At 41.7% G+C, this 1,646-nt stretch carries 1 protein-coding gene; it reads left to right on the top strand.

Translation table 11 applies throughout. The features are described 5' to 3' along the window. Positions 1-604 precede the first annotated feature (604 nt). Complete coding sequence (locus VTH8203_RS15450; RefSeq protein WP_096994481.1) at positions 605-1,264, top strand: hypothetical protein; 660 nt, start codon at positions 605-607, stop codon at positions 1,262-1,264. Positions 1,265-1,646: the final 382 nt, after the last annotated feature.

Genomic DNA, 1,646 nt, shown 5'->3' with positions numbered 1-1,646 from the left:
ATATTTTGTTAAGTGCCACTTTAGCAATGACATCCACGGTAAGTTGGGATTTAGCATCCATAACGATCATCCTATACACCCTTTGACTAATTCACAGTGATAGTCAAAGGATTACGTAAAAAGTAGGACCGTCAATTTCCCTCGGTAATTAGGCTAACGACAAAGTCGCTTGGTAATTAAGGTACGACAGAATCGCTTGGTGATCACAGTGTCAGGCCAACCAGTTCTGGCACGAGCTTGCCCTGAAATGCGTTAGACCAAATACTCTACGAAATTAAAGGGCATGCGTTTTCCCTATCAAATCTAATCAGACGAAAGAAGATAAGGCCATGCTCATTTGGAGTGCAATCAGGGTGAAAATCGTATTGCTAGGAATCCGCCGGAGTTATACGGGAACTTTGGGCAATTTCTGAAGCTCATGCCCTAGACACTAGGCTGTGCGGGCTTTCGATTGAACGTGAATATAATTAGCGTTACTATTGATTGCATATAATTACGGAAAAAATCCGTCCATATCATTCGTTAGGCCTCCGAGCCTCTCCAATTTGGGAAATGATAAATATTTGATATGCTACCGGTTATTGTATCTAAATGAATGGACACTATGAATAAACTATTAACGGAGTGCTTTTATTTCTCCAAATCTAATGTCGGCTCTATTTTTAAACTTTTCGGGCCTTATGTGATTGTCACGTCACTGCTTAGCCCTTTTGTAGAGTTGTTTTATGGTTGGGGCAACTTTTTTTACCTTGTGGTAATAAGTTTTATTAACACTTATTTAATGGTCCGTTTCATCAAGTTTATGGCTTTTGCTGCTTCCGGTTTCCCTAAAGAGCAAACGGTTTCTTTGAGTGAGTGGTGGCGGTTATTAGTTGTATATTTTTTCTATGGTGTAGCTGTTTTAGTTGGGTCTATAGCGCTTATCGTACCGGGTTTATATTTTGCAGCTAAATATGGGTTTGCAGACTTTGAGGCGATTTTAAACGACAAACCTGCATTTTCGGCATTGGGAGAAAGTTGGAAAGATACGAAAGGTATAGCTGGTAGGTTAATGATGGTTACTGCATTGATTGGCGGCTCACAAATATTGTTAGGTTTCGCATTTGGTCTTGCTGGTGATTCTTCGACGTTACTATACATAGCATCCGAAATTTTGTATGGGCTTATTTCGACTAGCTTAATGATATTCATGTCCGTTGTTTACTTTAGGTTGTATACAGAAGATCGCACAGAGCAAGAAGCATCATTGGAAAGCGAGACCTAACAAATAAGGATTAAGCGTTGCGTAGCCAACGTTAAATCCCAAGTGTTGGACAAGCCCGAGCCTCCATATAAGTAAATTGTGCGATCTGCTCTAGAAGGGTCGCAACCTCAGTTCTTCATCAGGTGGGCTCAGCCATTGCTAGGAATGAGTACAGGGCGTTTTTAGCTAATTGCTGTCGAGTAGACGACACCTGTTACCAAGTGTCGTCCCTCTAAGAACCCAGCATGCAACTTTCACCGCACTAGGCTCAAGCCTTCACGAAGGCACCGATTGGCACCCAGCAACTTATAAAGCAGTGAGAGCAGGCTCGTGCCAAGAGTTACGACATTGCTTCTTTGATTTTCTCTTAGCCAAGTATTCTTGGTATTGAGGATCAAAAGGC

The organism is Vibrio thalassae, assembly GCF_900089835.1.
Classification (GTDB): Bacteria; Pseudomonadota; Gammaproteobacteria; order Enterobacterales; family Vibrionaceae; genus Vibrio; species Vibrio thalassae.
This window is presented reverse-complemented; position numbering and strand designations above follow the sequence as displayed.